The 18,113-nt window shown below is 72.8% G+C and carries 17 protein-coding genes and 3 pseudogenes; 10 read left to right on the top strand and 10 right to left on the bottom strand.

Annotated features, from left to right (window positions below):
• Positions 1–1,053: 1,053 nt before the first annotated feature.
• Together JM949_RS39675 and JM949_RS12405 are read left to right on the top strand one after the other, a co-directional pair.
• Positions 1,054–1,683: pseudogene (locus tag JM949_RS39675) on the top strand (LppU/SCO3897 family protein); the annotation flags it as partial.
• Between the two features lie 88 nt (positions 1,684–1,771).
• Entirely contained in the window at positions 1,772–3,604 is a 1,833-nt protein-coding gene (locus JM949_RS12405; protein ID WP_203148583.1) for an NHL domain-containing thioredoxin family protein, read from the top strand.
• A gap of 60 nt (positions 3,605–3,664) precedes the next feature.
• Here JM949_RS12405 and JM949_RS12400 read toward each other — a convergent pair whose 3' ends face one another.
• The 3 genes and pseudogenes from JM949_RS12400 to JM949_RS12390 all read right to left on the bottom strand — a co-directional run bounded on the left by JM949_RS12400 (position 3,665) and on the right by JM949_RS12390 (position 5,994).
• The gene (locus JM949_RS12400) at positions 3,665–4,414 is read right to left on the bottom strand and encodes a LamB/YcsF family protein (RefSeq protein ID WP_203148582.1); all 750 of its coding nucleotides are present in this window, start codon (positions 4,412–4,414) and stop codon (positions 3,665–3,667) included.
• Positions 4,398–5,257 (bottom strand): annotated as a pseudogene (locus JM949_RS12395) (5-oxoprolinase subunit C family protein). The gene JM949_RS12400 and the pseudogene JM949_RS12395 overlap by 17 nt, the downstream one beginning before the upstream one ends.
• Positions 5,254–5,994 carry a 5-oxoprolinase subunit B family protein gene (locus JM949_RS12390; protein WP_203148581.1) on the bottom strand — a complete coding sequence of 247 codons (741 nt, stop codon included), beginning with the start codon at positions 5,992–5,994 and terminating at the stop codon, positions 5,254–5,256. The pseudogene JM949_RS12395 and the gene JM949_RS12390 overlap by 4 nt, the downstream one beginning before the upstream one ends.
• A 107-nt stretch (positions 5,995–6,101) precedes the next feature.
• On the opposite strand from JM949_RS12390, the gene trhA reads away from it, so the two are divergent.
• Complete coding sequence (trhA, locus tag JM949_RS12385; RefSeq protein WP_203148580.1) at positions 6,102–6,779, top strand: PAQR family membrane homeostasis protein TrhA; 678 nt, start codon at positions 6,102–6,104, stop codon at positions 6,777–6,779.
• A 70-nt stretch (positions 6,780–6,849) separates the two neighbouring features.
• Here trhA and JM949_RS12380 read toward each other — a convergent pair whose 3' ends face one another.
• On the bottom strand, positions 6,850–7,137 hold the full coding sequence (locus JM949_RS12380) for a DUF6458 family protein (RefSeq protein ID WP_203148578.1): 288 nt from the start codon (positions 7,135–7,137) through the stop codon (positions 6,850–6,852).
• 112 nt (positions 7,138–7,249) lie between these two features.
• Here JM949_RS12380 and JM949_RS12375 point away from each other — a divergent pair, with 112 nt between their 5' ends.
• Positions 7,250–7,789, top strand: a complete 540-nt coding sequence (locus JM949_RS12375; RefSeq protein WP_203148576.1) for a SixA phosphatase family protein — start codon at positions 7,250–7,252, stop codon at positions 7,787–7,789.
• 54 nt (positions 7,790–7,843) lie between these two features.
• Here the strand turns inward: JM949_RS12375 and JM949_RS12370 are convergent, their stop codons facing one another.
• The 4 genes and pseudogenes from JM949_RS12370 to JM949_RS38790 all read right to left on the bottom strand — a co-directional run bounded on the left by JM949_RS12370 (position 7,844) and on the right by JM949_RS38790 (position 12,255).
• Positions 7,844–8,113, bottom strand: coding sequence for a DUF6458 family protein (locus JM949_RS12370; protein ID WP_030332052.1), 270 nt, complete (start codon positions 8,111–8,113; stop codon positions 7,844–7,846).
• A gap of 294 nt (positions 8,114–8,407) precedes the next feature.
• Positions 8,408–10,264 carry an acyl-CoA dehydrogenase gene (locus JM949_RS12365; RefSeq protein ID WP_203148575.1) on the bottom strand — a complete coding sequence of 619 codons (1,857 nt, stop codon included), beginning with the start codon at positions 10,262–10,264 and terminating at the stop codon, positions 8,408–8,410.
• A gap of 130 nt (positions 10,265–10,394) precedes the next feature.
• Positions 10,395–11,519, bottom strand: a complete 1,125-nt coding sequence (locus JM949_RS12360) for a PP2C family protein-serine/threonine phosphatase (protein WP_203148588.1) — start codon at positions 11,517–11,519, stop codon at positions 10,395–10,397.
• Positions 11,520–11,623: 104 nt separating this feature from the next.
• Positions 11,624–12,255: pseudogene (locus JM949_RS38790) on the bottom strand (septal ring lytic transglycosylase RlpA family protein).
• Positions 12,256–12,442: 187 nt separating this feature from the next.
• Between JM949_RS38790 and JM949_RS12350 the strand changes: the two are divergent.
• From JM949_RS12350 to JM949_RS12340, 3 genes are read left to right on the top strand one after another with little or no spacing between them, the layout of a single operon-like run.
• Positions 12,443–12,994 (top strand): phosphoribosyltransferase family protein, encoded by a 552-nt coding sequence (locus JM949_RS12350; protein WP_203148573.1) that lies wholly within the window; start codon positions 12,443–12,445, stop codon positions 12,992–12,994.
• Between the two features lie 33 nt (positions 12,995–13,027).
• Complete coding sequence (locus JM949_RS12345) at positions 13,028–14,080, top strand: questin oxidase family protein (protein WP_203148571.1); 1,053 nt, start codon at positions 13,028–13,030, stop codon at positions 14,078–14,080.
• A gap of 57 nt (positions 14,081–14,137) precedes the next feature.
• Entirely contained in the window at positions 14,138–14,569 is a 432-nt protein-coding gene (locus tag JM949_RS12340; protein ID WP_203148570.1) for an ASCH domain-containing protein, read from the top strand.
• Positions 14,570–14,627: 58 nt separating this feature from the next.
• On the opposite strand, the gene JM949_RS12335 is transcribed toward JM949_RS12340, so the two are convergent.
• Complete coding sequence (locus JM949_RS12335) at positions 14,628–15,509, bottom strand: LLM class flavin-dependent oxidoreductase (RefSeq protein WP_203148569.1); 882 nt, start codon at positions 15,507–15,509, stop codon at positions 14,628–14,630.
• Between the two features lie 48 nt (positions 15,510–15,557).
• On the opposite strand from JM949_RS12335, the gene JM949_RS12330 reads away from it, so the two are divergent.
• The 3 genes from JM949_RS12330 (at position 15,558) to JM949_RS12320 (ending at position 17,683) form a co-directional block, all read left to right on the top strand.
• Complete coding sequence (locus JM949_RS12330; RefSeq protein ID WP_203148568.1) at positions 15,558–16,052, top strand: GNAT family N-acetyltransferase; 495 nt, start codon at positions 15,558–15,560, stop codon at positions 16,050–16,052.
• Positions 16,053–16,296: 244 nt separating this feature from the next.
• Positions 16,297–17,007 carry a dihydrofolate reductase family protein gene (locus JM949_RS12325; RefSeq protein WP_203148567.1) on the top strand — a complete coding sequence of 237 codons (711 nt, stop codon included), beginning with the start codon at positions 16,297–16,299 and terminating at the stop codon, positions 17,005–17,007.
• A 31-nt stretch (positions 17,008–17,038) separates the two neighbouring features.
• Entirely contained in the window at positions 17,039–17,683 is a 645-nt protein-coding gene (locus tag JM949_RS12320) for a dihydrofolate reductase family protein (protein ID WP_203148566.1), read from the top strand.
• Between the two features lie 12 nt (positions 17,684–17,695).
• On the opposite strand, the gene JM949_RS12315 is transcribed toward JM949_RS12320, so the two are convergent.
• On the bottom strand, positions 17,696–18,064 hold the full coding sequence (locus JM949_RS12315) for a VOC family protein (protein ID WP_203148565.1): 369 nt from the start codon (positions 18,062–18,064) through the stop codon (positions 17,696–17,698).
• Positions 18,065–18,113 lie beyond the last annotated feature (49 nt).

Genomic DNA, 18,113 nt, shown 5'->3' with positions numbered 1-18,113 from the left:
CGCAGCCGAGCCGTGGGCACCCGGTGAGGTGTGGGGTCGCGCCGAGGCGGAGGCCGCCCAGTCCCGCGCGGGGCGGGAGGCGGACCGCAACGACGAGGCCTCCCCGCCCGCGCCAGCGCCAGCGTGCCCGGCAACGACGGGGCGCCCAACTGGGCCGCCAGCCCCGACAACGCCGTGCCCAGCACCCCCGGCGTGCCCGCAGCCGAGCCGTGGGCACCCGGTGAGGTGTGGGGTCGCGCCGAGGCGGAGGCCGCCCAGTCCCGCGCGGGGCGGGAGGCGGACCGCAACGACGAGGCACCGGCCTACCAGCCGGGGCCCGCTCCGGGCATCTCCCCGGCGAACGCCGTGCCACTGCCTCCGCAGGAACAACGCGTGCCGGGTGCCAGCCTGGCCGCCGCTCCGCCGGCCGACTACGCACCGCCGGCCCAGTTCGCGCCGATCCCCGAGCAGCCGGCCTACGCCGAACGGGAGACCCCGGACGCCGCCGCGCCGTACGAGCCGGAGCCGGCCGGTTGGGGCCGCGCCGAGGACGCTCCCGCCAGCGGTGCTGTGGTGCCCGCGCCGCGTACCTCTCCGGAGTCCGGAGCGGGCCGCGCGGTCGTACCGACGTCGGAGGCCGACTCGGCAGCCGGTGCGGCGAAGGCCACGGCGAGCGCTTCGGTGCCGCTGGCCAGCCGGGTGATGCCCCCGACCGACCAGGCCATCCGACCGACCGGCACGGCCACCCCACAACCTCGGGTGTACGGCCGCCCGGCTCGCCCGGAGCCGGAGGCCGAGCCGGAGCCGCAGGTGTTCCAGGGCGACCCCGGTGCCGACCGCCAGGGTGCCCCCGATTGGCCGAACGACCCGCCACGTCAGGCCGCCCCCGACTGGCAGAACGACGCCCAGCGGCAGGTCGGCCCCGGTTGGGGTGGCGGCGACTCCGCAGGCGACTCCCGCTTCGACGAGCGGCCGCCCGCACCGAACGCGTTCAACGAGCCGCCGGCGTTCCCGCCCGGTGTGCCGTCCTTCGTCGACGCGCCGGGCAACAACCGGCCGGTGAACGGCGTTCGGCCGCACGCCGGTGCCGAGTCGCCGGGCGAGCCGTTCGGCGGCCAGGGCGCGCCGGCCGCCGGTGCCGCCACTGTGAACGGCACGGCGGCCTTCGGTGGGCCGAACTTCGGCGGGCCGGGCTCCAACGGGCCGGGCTTCGGTGCCGGGCCGGCAACCGAGCCGGTTCCGGGCGGCGGCTTCCCACCGTCGTTCCCACCGCCGCAGCAACCCGCGCCGTCCTGGGGCAGCCAGGAGGCCGGCCAGTCGGACCAGGGCCGGTTCGACGCGTTCAAGCCGGATGCCGAGGAGCCGAAGGCGGAGCCACCGGCGCCGAAGGTCCGCAACGGTCGGGTGCTGGCGGCGGTGCTGATCGCCGCGGTGCTCATCCTGGCGGTGCCGCTCGGGTTGCTGCTGCTGCTCGGCAAGGTCGGCGGAAACGACACGCCGTCCTTCGACCCGGCGGTCGGCACCTGCGTGAAGCAGTCCGGGCAGGGCGGCGCCTCGGCGGCGGACTGCGGCGAGGCGGGTGCGTTCACCATCGTCTCGAAGGTGAGCGCGAAGGATAAGTGCACCGATCCGACGCAGCCCCACGTGGTGCTGCCGGGCGAGGGCACCAACCGGGTGCTCTGCCTCAAGCCGGCCACGAAGTAACCGACACCGACCACGTTGACCCGACCCGGATCGCGGCGACCCGCCCCCTCTGGCCCGACTCGGGCCGGTGGTCAGGCACGATGGGTGCATGAGCGCACGAGTACGGGCCCCCGAGCTACGCGGTCGGGGCTGGCTGAACACCGGTGGACGCGACCTCAAGCTCGCCGACCTTCGCGGCAAGATCGTGTTGGCGGATTTCTGGACCTTCTGCTGCATCAACTGCCTGCACGTGCTCGACGAGCTGCGCCCGCTGGAGGAGAAGTACGGCGACGTGCTCGTGGTGATCGGTGTGCACTCGCCGAAGTTCGAGCACGAGAAGGACGCCGACGCCCTCGCCGCCGCCGTCGAGCGGTACGGGGTGCACCACCCCGTCCTCGACGATCCTGAGATGGACATGTGGCAGCAGTACGCGGCTCGGGCCTGGCCGACCCTGTCGGTGATCGACCCTGAGGGCTACGTGGTCGCCACCATGGCCGGCGAGGGGCACGCCGAGGGGCTGGCCCGGCTGATCGACGAGCTGATCGCCACCCACGAGGCCAAGGGCACCCTGCACCGGGGCGACGGCCCGTACGTCCCCCCGCCGGCACCGGAGACCGCGTTGCGCTTCCCGGGTAAGGCGGCGCTGCTGCCGAACGGGAACCTGCTGGTCTCGGACTCGGCCCGACACTCGCTGGTCGAGGTCGCCCCGGACGGCGAGACGCCGGTGCGCCGGATCGGCTCGGGCGAGCGTGGCCGGGCCGACGGGCCGGGCAGCGCGGCGACCTTCTCCGAGCCGCAGGGGGTGTGCCTGCTGCCCACGCACGTCGCCGAGATCGCCGGCTACGACCTGGTGGTGGCCGACACGGTCAACCACCTGCTGCGCGGCGTACGGCTGGAGTCCGGTGAGGTGGTGACGGTGGCCGGCAGTGGCCGGCAGTGGCGCGCCTCGGTCGACGACCACGCCCACGACGCGCTGGCCGTGGACCTCTCCTCCCCGTGGGACCTGGCCTGGTACGACGACAAGCTGATCATCGCGATGGCGGGCATCCACCAGCTTTGGTGGTTCGACCCGATCAAGCGGACCGCCGGCATGTACGCCGGTACGACGGTGGAGGCGCTGCGCGACGGGCCACTGGCCGAGGCGTGGATGGCGCAGCCGTCGGGGTTGTCCGTCTCGGCCGACGGCACCCGACTCTGGGTGGCCGACAGCGAGACCAGCGCCGTCCGGTACGTCGAGAACGGGGTGCTGGGCACCGCCGTCGGGCAGGGCCTGTTCGACTTCGGGCACGTGGATGGTCCGGCGGAGTCGGCGCTGCTCCAGCACCCGTTGGGGGTGTGCGCGCTGCCGGACGGTTCGGTGCTGATCGCGGACACGTACAACGGCGCGGTGCGCCGCTTCGACCCGGTGAGCAACCAGGTCTCCACCGTCGCGGACGGGTTGGCGGAGCCGAGCGACCTGGTGCTCACCCCGTCCGGTGAGGTGCTGGTGGTGGAGTCCGCCGCGCACCGGTTGACCCGGCTCGCACCGGGCGCGCTGTCGGCGGCGGGTGCCAGCACTGTCGACGGGCCTCGGCACCGCACCGAGCGCAAGCCGACCGACGTCGCGGCCGGTGAGGTCACCCTGGACATCGTCTTCACCCCGGCGCCGGGGCAGAAGCTGGACGAGACGTACGGGCCGTCGACCCGGTTGGTGGTCTCCGCGTCGCCACCGGAGTTGCTTGTGGACGGTGCCGGCACGGGCACCGAGCTGTCCCGCCGGTTGGTGCTCAACGGCGAGGTCACCGCCGGTGTGTTGCAGGTGACCGCCCAGGCGGCGACCTGCGACGCGGACGTCGAGCACGCGGCGTGCCACCTGACCCGGCAAGACTGGGGGGTACCGGTCCGGGTGGTCGACGGTGCGGTGACCCGGCTACCGCTGGTGCTCCGCGGCCTGGACGCCTGAGGTGTGCGGAGGGGCCCATGGGCCCCTCCGGTCCAGCCCGGCCCGCGCCGCACCGCACAGTCACGCGAACGGGGCCAGCTGGACGCCGGCGTCGATCAGGGTGGCGCGCACGAGTTCGGCGGCGGAGACCGCGCCCGGGGTGTCGCCGTGCACGCAGATCGAGTCGACCGAGCAGGGGATGGCGGTGCCGTCGATGGCCACCACGATGCGTTCGGTCGCCATCCGGGCCGCCCGCTCGGCGACCTGCTCGGGGTCGCTGATCACCGCGCCGGGGGTGCCGCGCGGCACCAGCGCCCCGGTGGGCAGGTAGGCGCGGTCGGCGAAGGCCTCGGCGACGACCGGCAGGCCCGCGCCGACGCAGAGTTGGGCGAGCGTCGAGCCGGGTAGGCAGAGCACCGGCAGCTCGGGGTCGTAGCCGGTGACAGCGGCGACCACCGCCGCCGCCTGGGATTCGTCGGTGCTGGCCGCGTGGTAGAGCGCGCCGTGCGGCTTGAGGTAGCGGACCCGGGTGCCGAACAGCCGGCAGAACGCGTCCAACGCCCCCAGCTGGTAGGTCACCTCGTCGCGCAGCTCGGCGAAGTCGTACTCGATGTGCCGCCGGCCGAAGCCGGCCAGGTCCCGGTAGCCGACCTGCGCGCCCACCGCTACCCCGCGGCGCGCGGCACCCTCGCAGACCCGCCGCATGGTGGACGGGTCGCCGCCGTGGAAGCCGCAGGCGACGTTGGCGGAGGTGACGAGGCTCAGCAGCGCCTCGTCGTCGCCGAGCCGCCAGATGCCGAATCCCTCGCCCAGGTCAGCGTTGAGGTCCATGGAATCTGACGGTAGTCCCTGGCCGCGCCTGCGCGAGCGGTGTCACGTCGGTGACCACCCCGATGACCGGGTATCCGCCGGTGGTCGGGTGGTCGGCGAGGAAGATCAGCGGTTGCCCGTCCGCCGGCACCTGCACCGCGCCGAGCACGATGCCCTCGCTGGGCAGCTCGCCGGCCACCGCGCGGGGCAGTGCCGCGCCGGCGAGCCGCGCGCCGACCCGGTTGCTCACCGGGCTGATGGTGTACGCGGTGCCGAACAGCCGGTCGAACGCGGTGGGCGTGAACCAGTCGTCGCGGGGGCCGGGGTGCAGCGTCAGGCGCAGTTCCGGCGCGGGGGCGGGGCAGAGGGTCAGGTCGACCGCGCGGGTGCCCTGGGCGGCTCACCGAGCGGCAGCAGGTCGCCGTCGCGCAGCGCAGGCGGACCGAGCCCGGAGAGGGTGTCGGTGGAGCGGCTGCCGAGCACCGGCGGCACCTCGATGCCGCCGGCCACCGCCAACCAGCTCCGTACGCCCCGCCGGGCCGGACCGATCCGCAGCACCGTCCCGGCGGGCACGGTGAGTGGGCGTCCGGTGTCGCCGGGGCGGTCGCCGGCCCGGACCGGCACCTCGGCGCCGGTGACCGCCACGGTGGTGGCCCGGGTCAGCCGCAGGGTGCAGCCGGTCAGGGTGATCTCCAGGCCGGCGGCGTGCTCCGGATTGCCCACCAGCCGGTTGGCCAGCCGCAGCGCGGCCGGGTCGAGAGCACCGGACCGGGGTACGCCCAAATGTGCCCAGCCGGGCCGGCCCAGGTCCTGCACTGTGCTGAGCGCGCCGGCCCGCAGCACCTCGATGGCCGACCGGGTCACGCCGGCACCATCCGGACCGTGGTGCCCGGGGCCAGGCGGGTCGGCGGGTCGGCGGCCACGTCGAAGAGGACCAGGTCGGTCCGCCCGACCAGCAGCCAGCCGCCGGGGGACGCGCCCGGATAGATGCCCGCGTACGGGCCGGCGAGCGCGACCGAGCCGGCCGGCACCCGGGGGCGGGGGGTGGCCAGCCGGGGCAGCGCCAGCTCGGCGGGGAGCCCGGTCAGGTAGGGGAAGCCGGGGGCGAAGCCGCAGAACGCGACCCGGAACGAGGTGCCGGTCAGCCGGTCGGCCACGGCCGGCTCGGGCACGCCCCAGTGTTCGGCCACCGCCGGCAGGTCCGGTCCGTCGAAGACGACAGGGACCACCACGTCCGCCGCGTCGACGGCGGCGGCGGTGTTCGTTCGGGCGTCGTCTCCAGCGGCGCTGCCTGTTCGGGCGCTGGCTGCGGCGGAGGTGGCGTCGGCTCCGGCTTCGGCTCCGGCTTCGGCGCGGCGGGCGGTCGCGGCGACCTCTGGTGCCCATCGGGCCAACCGCTCGGCCGTCGCGCCCGGGTCAGGCAGGCCGTCGAGAAGGATGGTTCGGGCCGCCGGCACGATCTCGACGGCGACCAGGTCACCCCGCTCCCGACGCCGCCACAGCTCGGCCCGCCATGCTTCGACAAGCGCGGATTCGGAGACGTCGGGGTGGTCGATGCAGTCGAGGAGCAGGGCGTGCGCCCCGACGGGTCGGATCCGCATCCGCTCATCCTCGCCGATGTCGGCTCGCCGCGGTGTTCACGGTGCCGGTGCCAGGTGTCACCAACGCCACTACTGCCAAGTAACCTACGGTGTCGTAACCTGACCTGGTGACCACCTCCGCCCCGCTTCGCCTGAAGCCGGTCGACATCGGTAAGCCCCGGATGCGCGGCTGGCTGCACACGTACGCCTTCTTCGTCGCCCTGGTCTGCGGCATCGTGCTCTGCTCGATCGCTGCCACCCGCCCGGGTTGGGCACCCCTGGTCAGTTGTCTCATCTACAGCCTGACGGTGTGCGGGCTCTTCGGCACGAGCGCGCTGTACCACCGTCGGGTGTGGTCGGAACGCGGCTACCAGGTGATGCGCCGGATGGACCACTCGATGATCTTCGTGTTCATCGCCGGCACGTACACGCCGTTCTGCGTGCTGCTGCTCGCACCCCGGCCGGCCACCGTGATGCTGGCCCTGGTCTGGGGCGGCGCGCTGGCCGGCGTGGCGGTCAAGCTGGTCTGGCCGCACGCGCCGCGCTGGGTGTCCGCGCCGCTCTACCTGGCGCTGGGCTGGGTGGCGGTGGCCATGTTGCCGGAGATCCTGCACGGCGGCGGCGTCCCGGCGCTGGTCCTGCTGATCACCGGCGGCGCGATCTACAGCATCGGCGCGGTCTGCTACGCGCTGCGGCGGCCCAATCCGTGGCCGACCGTCTTCGGTCACCACGAGTTCTTCCACGCCTGCACGCTGCTGGCGGCGCTCTGCCACCACATCGCGATCTACTTCGCGCTGTTCGCCTGACCTCGCGGGCTGGGGTCAGACGCGAGCCGGCCCCGCGACGCTGCGGGACCCCGGAGTGTGCGAGCGGAGATCAGACCGGGTGGCCCGGCCGACGCACCTCGCGGTACTCCCGTACGACCCGGTCGTCCTGGACGGGCACGACCCGGTCGGCCACCACGCGCTCCTCGCGCACCGGGGCGGCGACCACCGCCCGGCGGCGGCTGCTCCAGAAGTAGAGGGTGGCGAGCAGGCCGGCGACGCCGGCCAGCATCAGCACCCAGCCGACCACGGCAAGGTCCAACCAACCCAGATCGGCTTCCACTGCGAACGCGAAGATCGCGCCCAGCGCGATCAGGAAGATGCTGCCACCAATGCCCATGTCTCGCTCCTCGGCTCTAACCTGGCGTACGCCGCGCCGCGGCCGTCGGTAGGGGTGCGGCACCCATCGACTTACCCCGGCAGGGAGATCGCCAATCGGGCAAGCTGAGGGCATGACGGACGCCGACCCTGAGACCCGCACACTGGTGTTGCTGCGGCATGCGAAGGCCGAGCAGGGCAGTGACGCGACCGACGACGCCGAGCGGCCGTTGAGCACCCGCGGGAACGCTGACGCGGCGGCGGCCGGCGCCTGGCTGGCGCACCACGGACTGCTGCCCGACGTGGTGATCTGCTCGACGGCCAGACGCACCAGGCAGACCTGGCACGGTGTGGCGATGGGGATGACCGGTTCGCCGCCGGAGGGTGGGCCGACCGGCCCCCGCCCCACCGTCCGTTACGAGCCGGGGGCGTACGACGCCCACCCCGAGGAGCTGTTGTCGCTGGTCCGCACGGTGGACCCGACGGCCCGCACCGCGCTACTCATTGCCCACAATCCGGGCATATCGCTACTCTCCGCGCTCCTCGACCCGGAAGGGGTGGACGAGGAGGGGCTACGCACCGCCGAGCTGGCGGTGCACCGCTGCCCGGACGGGTGGATGGGGTTGGCCCGGGCGGGAGCGCCGATCACGGCCCGGCACACCGCACGCGACTGAGCCACCCGCCGATCGGGCGGGTGGCTCAGCGCTACGCGTCCAGGTCGTCCGGGATCAGGACGGCGGGGCGGTCGGTGGTGGCGGGTCCGGCGGCGGCGGCATCATCGCCGTCGGGTGCGACAGCCGGTTCTCCTCCACGATCAGGGTTCGGGCCCGCTTGCGCCGGTCCTGCCAGAACCACAGCGTGGTCAGCAGCACGGCCAGCCCGGCCAGGATGAACACCCAGCCGACCGCCCGCACGTCGATCCACCAGACGTTGGCTCTCAGCGCGAAGGTCAGGATCGCGCCGATCGCGATGAGAAAAATCCCGCTTCCTACACCCATGTGCGCTGCACTCCCCCGTGCGGTGGCTCTGGGCGTTCCCTTTCGAGGTCACGCGACGGTTACCCGCCACGCCGCCGGCATACCCGGCGGGGCTCGGTCAATGCGGCACCCGCCCAGCCCCCGGGGCGACCGCCCGGGCCCGCACTGCGGCCGACCACGCAGACCGCGATCATCGCCCGCCTGACGGCCGGTCACCCAAGCCCGGACACGGCGACGGCCGGCGGGGCAGCCTCACCCCGCCGGCGTCGGTGCCGGGTGGTGCGACCCGGAACCGTCAGGCGTGCCGTGGCACGGTCAGAAGGCCTCCTCCGGGAGGTCCATGATGTCGAGGTCGGCGCCCTCGATGATCCGCCGGTCGGCGCCGATGCGGGGCAGCACCTCGCGGGCGAAGAAACGGGCAGCGGCCACCTTGCCGGTATAGAACGCCTTGTCGCTGGCGGAGACGTCGCCGGCGAGCGCCTTCAGCGCCACGTCGGCCTGCCGCTGGAGCAGCCAACCGACCACCAGGTCACCGATCGCCAGCAGGAAACGCCGGCTGCTCAGCCCGACCTTGTAGAGCGCGCGGGCGTCGCCGGCCTGCGCCTCGCCCAGCCAGCCGGTCAGCACGCCGAGGATGTTCTGGATCTCGCCGAGTGCCTTGCCGAGCGCCTGCCGCTCCTCCTTGAGCTGGCCGTTGCCCGCCTCGGACGAGATGAACTCCTGGATCTCGCCGGAGACCGCCAGCAGCGCCCGACCGTTGTCCCGAACGATCTTGCGGAAGATCAGGTCGAGGCTCTGGATGGCGGTGGTGCCCTCGTACAGGGTGTCGATCTTCGCGTCGCGGACGTACTGCTCCAGCGGGTAGTCCTGGAGGAACCCGGAGCCGCCGAAGGTCTGTAGCGCCTCGTGCCCGAGCATCTCGTAGGCCCGCTCCGAGCCGACGCCCTTGACCAGCGGCAGCAGCAGGTCGTTGACCCGCTTGGCCAGCTTGGTGGCCTTCTCGTCGCCGGCGGCCTCGGCGAGCGCGACCTTGTCCTGCCAGGTGGCGGTGTAGAGGACCAGGGCGCGGAGACCCTCGGCGTACGACTTCTGCAGCAGCAGCGAGCGGCGGACGTCCGGGTGGTGGGTGATGGTGACCCGGGGGGCGGTCTTGTCCGCCTGCTGGACCAGGTCGGCGCCCTGCACCCGGTTCTTCGCGTACTCCAGGGCGTTCAGGTAGCCGGTGGAGAGGGTGGCGATCGCCTTGGTGCCGACCATCATCCGGGCGTACTCAATGATCATGAACATCTGCCGGATGCCATCGTGCTTGTCGCCCAGCAGCCAGCCCTTGGCCGGTACGCCGTGCTCGCCGAAGGTCACCTCGCAGGTGTTGGAGACCTTCAGACCCATCTTGTGCTCGACGTTCGTGGCGTAGACGCCGTTGCGCTCGCCAAGCTCGCCGGTGGTCTCGTCGAAGTGGAACTTCGGCACCACGAAGAGCGACAGGCCCTTCGTGCCGGGGCCACCGACGCCCGCCACGCCGACCGGGCGGGCCAGCACGTAGTGCACGATGTTGTCGCTCAGGTCGTGCTCACCAGAGGTGATGAAGCGCTTCACGCCCTCGATGTGCCAGCTGCCGTCGGGCTGCTGGATCGCCCGGGTGCGGCCCGCGCCCACGTCCGAGCCGGCGTCCGGCTCGGTGAGCACCATCGTGGAGCCCCACTGCTTGTCGATGAAGAGCTTGGCCCACTTCTGCTGCCGCTCGGTGCCCTCGACGTGCAGCACGTGCGCGAAGGACGGGCCGGAGGCGTACATCCAGACCGGGGCGTTCGAGCCGAGCACCAGCTCGGCGAGCGCCCACCAGAGGGCACGCGGGGCGTTGGTGCCGCCCAGCGCCGGCGGCAGGTCAAGGCGCCAGAACTCGGAGTCCATGAACGCCTGGTAGGACTTCTTGAACGATTCCGGCAGCGGCGCCGTGTGCGTGGCCGGATCGAAGACCGGTGGGTTGCGGTCGCTGTCCGTGTAGCTGGCGGCCAGGTCCTCGCGGGCCAGCCGGTCGACCTCGGCGAGGAAGCTGCGGGCGGTGTCGGTGTCGAGATCCGAGTACGGCTCCTGGCCGAACGCCCGGTCCGCGCCGAAGACCTCGAAAAGGTTGAACTCGAGATCCCGGAGGTTGCTCTTGTAGTGGGTCATGCTCGCTGGCCCCCGCTTCCGGACAGGTGTTACCGATCAGTAACCCCGACTGTATTACTCGTGGGTAGGCAGCGACAAGCGGATCACCCAAGTGACGGCGGTTACACAGCTTCGGGCCGCGCCGGCCGGATCAGCTCTCGGCGGCGCCGACCTCCCAGCTCGGGACGGCCACCGCGGCGCCGCGACGGTCGCCCACGTACTCCATCAGGACCAGCGCGATGTCGTCGTCGAGCCGACCATGGACCCACTCGACCAGGGCGGTCTCCAACGAGGCCAGACCGTCGGCGACAGTGCCGTGGCCGAGCAGTCGCCAGGCCCGGTCGGCGGTGGGGAAGAACTCGCCGTCCCGGCGCGCCTCGCCGAGGCCGTCGGTGAACAGCAGCAGCCGGTCTCCGGGCTCCAGGCGTTCGACCCGGGGGCGGACCACCGGCATGAACCCGAGCGGGGGCGCCGGCGCCGGCGGCTCCAGCGGGATCACCGCGCCGCGGCGCAGCAACAGCGGTGGCGGATGCCCACAGTTGACGATGGTGAGGGTGCCGCCGCGCTCCTCGACCAGGGCCGCGGTGACGAAGTCCTCGTCGCCGACATTGCGGGCCACCGCGCGGTCCAGGTCGGCGACGACGGCCCGCAGGTCGGCCCGCTCGTACGCGACGTGCCGATAGGAGCCGAGCACGATGCTGGCCAGCCGGACCGCGTCGAGGCCCTTGCCGCGTACATCGCCGATGATCATGCGTACGCCGTAGGGCGTGTCGATCGCCTCGTACAGGTCACCGCCGATCTCGGCCGTCGCTGTGGACGAGATGTAGCGGCCCGCGACCGAGAGCGTGCCGACCTGGGGCCCGAGCGGACGCAGCACCGCCTGCTGGGCCACCGAGGCGAGCTTGGTCAGCTCGACGATCCGTTCGGCCTGCCGCTGCCGGGCCCAGGCCACCCCCGCCGCCAGCCCGGTGGCGACCGCGACCGCCACCACGTTGACCGAGGTGACCAGCCACATCTTCGGCTCGACCAGCGCGAAGCCGACCCCGACCACTGTCGCCACGATGCCCACGCCCAGGACCACCAGCCAGGACGCCAGGGCGGAGGCCAGGAACGGCACCGCCGCCAGCAGCGCGATGTAGTGCGCCTTGCGGCCGTCCGCCGCCTCCACCGCCGACACGATCGTGAGCAGAACAAGGGCCGCGCCGAGGCCGGCGCGGGATCCGGGGCTCAGCGGGCGACGGCCCGACTGGAGGAGTCGCGTGGGTACGACTGACAGTTTGCCTGATGGACGTGAACGGGTGAATGAACCTGACCCGTCGTTCGAGAGAGTTCTGTCCGGCCAGCCCAGTCGGCCGGCCGAATCGGCCTCGCCCGTCCCGGTCAGCCGAGGACCTCGTAGCGGACGGTGAGCGCTCCGACGTCGACCGAGGCGATGCTGGCGAAGGCGGCCCGGGAGAGATCCAGGCAGCGGCCGTCGATGAACGGGCCGCGGTCGTTGATCCGCACCGTCACCGACTTGCCGTTGGCCGGGTTGGTCACCCGCACCCTGGTGTTGAACGGCAGCGTCTTGTGCGCGGCGGTCAGCGCGCCGGGGTTGAACGACTCACCGTTGGCGGTGAGCTGACCGTCGGAGTAGAACGAGGCGCCGCACGATCCGCTCTCCAACACCTTCGCCGCGGCGGTGGTCTTCTTGGCGGTCGGGCTCGGCTTCGGGGACGCGGTGCGGGTCCTGCCCCGGGAGGCCGCCTGCTGCGATCGGGTCGCCGACGGGCTGGCGGTCACGCTCGGCGAGGCGCTGACGCTCGGGGAGGCGGCCGGGGAGCTGGGGGTGGGGCTGCTCGCGGCGGTGGTCGGGGGGAATTCGAGAGCCGTCTGCTCCGCCGGGTCGGAGCCGGACGTCAGCTGCACGGCACCGACAGTGCCCCCGACGGCGAGGGCGACACCGACCGCCGCGGTGGCCACGATGCCGCCGGCGAGGAGAAGATGCGGGTACGGGAGTGCTTGCCTGCCACCGGCCCGGTCCTTTCGTCGTCTGAACAAACCGGGTCGGACCGTAACGAGAGAAGCACTTCCGAAGTCAACGTGATCATTGTGGTATGCCCGTATTTGCACGGGTACGTGTAGCCGATCATCCGACCCGGGGTGGGCCGGCCGGCCCGGGTGCCGGCGCGCCGACCACCCGTACCGCAGGATGAGCGGATGTCCGCTGAGCTGACCCGACGCCTGACCGCCCTGTTCCAGTGGATCGACCCCGGACCGGGCGCCAGCCACCTGGTCAGCGACATCTCCGGTTGGTGGCGGGACCCGGCCGTGCTGGCCGCGTTGGGCCCGGCCCTGGTGGCGCCGTACCGGGCCGCCCGGCCGACGGTGGTGCTCGCCCCGGCCGTCACCGGGCTGCTGCTCGGGCCGTTGGCCGCCACCGCACTCGGGGTCGGCTTCGTGGCCGCACACAAACCCGGCGACGGACGACTGCCGGCCGGGCCGCTGACCTGGGCGCAGAGCCCACCGGACTACCGGGGCCGACAGGTGGACCTGGCCGTGCGGGACCGGCACGTCGGCCCCGGCGACCGGGTGCTGGTGGTGGACGACTGGGTGCGCACCGGCGCCCAACTGCGCGCCATCTACGACATCTGCGCGGCGCGCGGCGCCGAGGTGCTGGGCAGCTCGGTGGTCGCCGTGGACTGCCCGCCCGAGGTCGTGGCCGCGCTACGGATCACCGGCCTGATCAACGCGGCGGAGCTGCCGGCTTGACCTCAAGCGAGGTTCAACACCGACGATCGATTGATGACTGACGGAATCCTGGACGAGGCGTACGAGCGGCTGCACCGCACCGGCCCCGAGTTCGAGGGCTGGTTGTCCAACCACGGGCCGATGGCCGTCGAGGCGCTGGTCCGGCACGGGCACCAGCAACGAGTGCACCGCTGGCTCGACGACTACCTGGGCCGACTCGACGAGCTGCCCCGGGGGCTGCACCCGATCGACGACTGGCGGGAGGCGCTGGGCGACCCGAAACGGGCCGGTGACTGGCTGGCGTACTTCGACCGGCAGCTACGCGAACACCCGTGGCGCGACGTGCTCGGCACCTGGTGGCCCCGGCTGCTGCCGGGCATCGCCGCCGGCGCCACCCACGGGGTGATCCGGGTCGGGCACGCCGTACGGGCACTCGACAGAGCAGACGCCAACCCACGGCGGCTCGCCGAGTTGGGCCAGGCGCTCGGCTACTGGGCGGCCCGCTGGCTGCCCGTCCCCGGCACCGAACAGCTCTTCGCCGAGGATCCGGGCCGGCCGGAAACGGACGGAACCGACGTGGACGTGGACGCCGCGCTGGCCGGGCTGCCCCGGATCGACGACCAGACCGGGGGCGTCCGGGATCGGCTGGGCCGGCTGCCGGCCGTACCCCGGTGGGAGCCGGCGCTCACCACCCTGCGCCCCGCGCGGAGCCCGGCCGAGGCGCAGCGTGGGCTCACCACGTTGGTGCACCGGGCCGGCCTGGACTACCTGCGGTTCGGGCACGCCGAACCGGTCATGCTGGTGCACGCGGTAACCGCGCCGACCGCGGTGCTGCGTACCCTGCCGGCACTGGACCGGGCGCTGTGGGCGCCGAGCCTCGCCGCGGCCTGGGCCGCGACGGCGGCCATCACCTCGGTGTACGCCCCGACCGACGGGATCGCGCCGCCGGCCGTGACCCCCGGGACCCCGGCCGAGGTCTTCGCCCGCGCGGCGCGGCACGGCGACGAGCACGTGGTCAAGCTGGCCGACGCGGTCCTCGACGCGCATGCCACCACCGCGGACGACCGGTTGCTCACCGCACCCGGCTACGCCGGCCAGCTGATCTGAGCAGGGCCAATCGTATTGCGGCGGCGGCTCGGGCCGGGCTGGCCTAGCCTCGGCAGGATGTGGCCTCGGATCGGCGAACTACGCACCCTCGCCCTCGGCACCCCCGGCGAGTTGCGAGCAACCCTCAACACGCTGGTGCTGGCCGGCGTGAAGACCGCGACCGCCGGCCGGCTCGCCGAGTACGCGGAGGAAGGCGAGGAGTTGGAGCGCGTCGGCGAACGACTGGCCCTGGTCGACGACGACGACGCACTGGCCGGCGTCGTCGAGATCACCGGAGTCGAGGTGGTCCGGTTCGCCGACGTGCCCTGGGAGTTCGCCCGCGCCGAGGGTGAGGGTGACCGCTCGATCGAGGAGTGGCGGGCCGGGCACTCGGCCCACTGGGCGCGGCTCGGCACGCCGGTGGACGGCGACACCCCGATCGTCTGCCTCCGGCTACGCCTGGTCTCCGCCGGTGCGGGCGGCGTGGCGAGCGGCGACCTCGGCACCTGAGGCGGCGCCCCGGCCGGGTGCGGCTGCTGGGTTTCCGCCGGGGATGGCTGCGGCGTGCTCAGCCGCGCAGTTGTGGCAGCAGTCGCGTCGCCACGTCCACCAGGATGGCCTCGTCGCCGGCGTACCAACTGCTGGCCCGGGGCCAGTGCGTCACCACGTCGGTGAAGCCCAGCTCGGCGGCCCGGCCCACCTGGTCGGCGAAGAACTGCGCGCTGCTGAGCGAGAAGACCGGTGCCGCGTCCAGCGACAGGTAGCGGTCGAGGCTGGCCGGGTCGCGACCGGCCTCGTCCAGTGCCCGGTCCATCCGCGCGGACAGCGCCGACACGCTGGCCCACCAGCCCGCCAGGTCGTTGTCGTCACCCGTGCCGGTGGTCACCCACCCCTGCCCGAAGCGGGCCACCAACCGCATCGACCGGGGGCCGTTGGCGGCCACCACGAACGGCACCCGGGGCCGCTGCACGCAGCCGGGGTTGTTGCGGGCGTCCACCGCGGCGAACCAGTCACCACGCCAGGTGGTGCCGTCCTCCCGCAGGATCAGGTCCAGCAGTTCGATGAACTCGGCGAACCGGTCGACCCGCTGCCGAGGCGGCAGTGTCTCGCCGCCGAGCACCGCCGAGTCGAAGCCGATGCCGCCCGCGCCCAGACCGAGCAGCAGTCGACCGGCGGAGACGTCGTCCACAGTGGTGATCTGCCGGGCGAACGCGGCCGGATGCCGGAAGTTCGGCGACGCCACGAGGGTGCCCAGCCGAATCCGGGACGTCACCGTGGCCGCGGCGGTCAGCGTGGACATCGAGTCGAACCACGGGCCGTCGACCAGGTCCCGCCAGCCCAGGTGGTCGTACGTCCAGGCGTGGTCGAAGCCCCACTCGTCGACCTGCCGCCAACGACGCTGCGACTCCGTCCAACGCTGGTCCGGCAGGATCACGATGCCAATCCGCATGATCGCCAGCCTAGCCGTGGCGGACCTGGCCGCCCTAGCATCACGGTCATGCCGAGGACCGGGCCGGCCGTGCGGCCGGCGAGCCCTTCCGACCTGCCGGCGCTGGTGGAACTGCGCCTGGCGAACGCCGAGGCGCACCTCGCCCTCGACCCCGACACCTACCGGTTGCCGCAGCGCGAGGCGGTCATCAAGCACTTCACCGCCGTCCTCGGCGAGGAGGCCGGCCGGAACGCCGTTCTCGTGGCCGAGCACTGCGGGCAGGTCCTCGGGATGGTCGAGGTGCTGCGCCTGCCCGAACCGCCCGCACACCAGATCCTGCGCCCCGAGCCGTCGGCGCAGATCCACACGGTGGTGCTGAGCGAGGCCCGGGGCCGGGGGGTCGGCTCGGCGCTGCTCGACGCGGCGGACCGGTGGGCGAGCCAACACGGGATCATGAACCTGTCGGCGGGCATCCACCACCAGAACGCCGACGCGGTGCGCTTCTACCGCCGCCACGGCTACGCGCCATCCGGCACCTCGTGGCTCAGGCAACCCGCCGGCTAGACCGGCCGTTCCGCATCCCGACCGGCCCCGGTCCGCGGATTACCGCGACTGGCCGCCCCGGCCCGAGGAGCTGCCGCGGGTGCGCTGGTCACGCGACCCGGAACGCGCCGGTACGTGGTGCCTGGCAGCCGAGGTCGCGAGTGACCCACGTCACACGGCTTCCCGGTAGGGTCGTCCCGTTCGGTTCCGACCCCTCGGTGAGTGACACCTGAACAGGTGCCACCAGAGGAAAGGACCAACCGCGATGACGAAGGTGACCGCACAGCTGTCGGTGTCGGTGGACGGGTTCTACGCCGGCCCACGCTTCGACGGCGAGGGCGACGGCGACTGGATGGAGTCGACCGAGGCTGCCGGCTTCTTCCGGGTCACCCGCTGGGTGAGCAACGCGATGGCCTGGCGAGAACGACAGGGCTTCGCCGGTGGCGACCAGGACGCCAACTCGGAGGTGGTCGCCGAGTCGTTCTCGGCCGCCGGCGCGTACGTGATGGGGCGTCGGATGTTCGACGGGGGTGAGCTGCCCTGGGGCGAGGTGCCGCCGTTCCGCGCACCGGTCTTCGTCGTCACCCACCGCCCACGCCAGCCGCTGCTGCGCGGTGGGGGCACCAGCTTCACCTACGTCACGGATGGCGTGGCCAGCGCCGTCGAGCAGGCGCGCGCGGTAGCCGGCGGCAAGAACGTCGCGGTGGCCGGGGGCGGCAGCCTGGTACGGCAGGTGATCAAGGCTGGTCTGCTCGACGAGTTGGAGCTGCACATCGTCCCGGTCGTGCTCGGCACCGGTCTGCGACTGTTCGACGCGGACCTCGACCTGGGCGACAAGGAGGCGATCGAGCTGAACCCCACTTGCGTCATCCACGACCCGGAGGTCACCCACATCCGGTACGCGGTGCGTGGTCGCGCCCCGCTCCTGCTCGACGATCGGGGCAGCGGCGGCGGGCCGACGAAGACCATCAACTGACCACGGCTCATCGAACCGAAGGAGGGACACCATGCCGCAACTGTTACGGGTGCAGTGCTTCAACGTTTCGCGCGACGGGTTCGGCACCGGGGAGGGGCAGAGCCTGGAACGACCCTTCGGCCACGCGGACCCCGACCCGTTGTTCTCCTGGCGTTCGGCCACCGCCAGCTTCGTGTATCGCACCGAGCCGGGTGGCAGTCGCGGCCTGGACGACTACCTGACCCGCGACGCCGAGTGCAACATCGGTGCCGAGATCATGGGTCGCAACAAGTTCGGCCCCCAGCGTGGCCCCTGGGAGAACCACGAGTGGCAGGGGTGGTGGGGGGACAACCCCCCGTTCCACACGCCGGTCTTCGTGCTCACCCACCACGAGCGGCCGTCGTTCACCCTGGCCGACACCACGTTCCACTTCCTCGACGCCAGCCCGGCCGAGGCGCTGGCCCAGGCGAAGCAGGCAGCCGCCGGTCGGGACGTACGCCTCGGTGGTGGGGTGGCGACCATCCGCGAGTTCATCGAGGCCGATCTGGTCGACACGATGCACATCGTCGTCGCGCCCGTCGACCTGCACCGGGGCGAACGCCTGTGGGACAGCCCCAGCGAGTTGCTCGACCGCTTCCACCTCGAATCGGTGCCCAGCCCCAGCGGAGTAACCCACCTGCTGTTCTGGAAACGGTGACGGCCGTCGTGATCACGGCAGGCGGGACAGCACCAACAGGCGGTTGCCGTCGGGGTCCGTGACCCGGGCGGACCGCTCACCCCACGGCTGGTCGACCGGCTCTTCGGTGACCCTCGCACCGCCTGCGCGCAGGGTGTTCACGGCGGCATCGCAGTCGTCGGCGTAGACGCACAGCTCCCACCGGTGCGAGTCGGCCGGCCCGCCGGCCTCCGGGTTGGCGGCCAGGCCGAGTTCGCTGCTGCCCAGCCGGAGGGCGACGAACTCCGGAACGCCCTCCTCGGGGAACCGGTAGGTCAGCTCGAAGCCGACCACGTCCTGGTAGAACGCGATCAGTCGCGGCAGGTCAGGTGTCGTCACGATCGGGAAGGCCTCGGTGAACACGGACCACCTCCACGCCGGACACTAGTCCGAGCGGAGGTGCGGCCGGAAC

The organism is Micromonospora tarensis (assembly GCF_016803395.1).
Lineage (GTDB): Bacteria > Actinomycetota > Actinomycetes > Mycobacteriales > Micromonosporaceae > Micromonospora > Micromonospora tarensis.
Note: the sequence above shows the minus strand (reverse complement) of the source record. Positions and strands in the feature narration are given on the sequence as shown.